The organism is Streptomyces sp. SID13726, from assembly GCF_010548375.1.
Classification (GTDB): Bacteria; Actinomycetota; Actinomycetes; order Streptomycetales; family Streptomycetaceae; genus Streptomyces.
The window spans coordinates 1-407 of record NZ_JAAGLY010000674.1; the positions used below are offsets into that span (position 1 = coordinate 1).

Consider the following 407-nt stretch of genomic DNA (forward strand, 5'->3'; position numbering starts at 1 on the left):
GGACCAGCGTCCGCCCGGGCAGGGCGGGCACGTTGGCCAGCGAGTGGCCGAGCGCCCGCTCCAGCGGGTACGCCCAGCGCAGCGAGGGCGCGTGCTGGTAGGCGGCCAGGTAGCGGAAGGGGAACTGCCGGGACCGGGCGACGACCTCGGGGTCGGCGACCTTCGCCGCGACCCGCGCGGCCACCGCGTCCGAGACGCCGGCCTGGTCGAAGTTGCGCAGGTTCCGCAGCAGCGCCATCGCGCCCATGGACGGGATGACCGCCTCCCAGGCGGCGGCGTCCATCGGGCCCTGGAGCCAGCCGGCCAGCGCCTCCCAGGTCATGCCGGCGGCGGCGAGCCGCTCGGCTCCGTCGGGCGCGGTCACCACGGCCCGGCGCTCCTCCACCGGCAGTTCCATGAGCTCCCGG

At 77.1% G+C, this 407-nt stretch carries 1 protein-coding gene; it reads right to left on the bottom strand.

Going from position 1 to position 407, the window contains the following annotated elements:
• A partial coding sequence (locus G3I78_RS49725; RefSeq protein WP_164437271.1) for a TROVE domain-containing protein occupies positions 1-407 on the bottom strand: 407 nt, incomplete at both ends.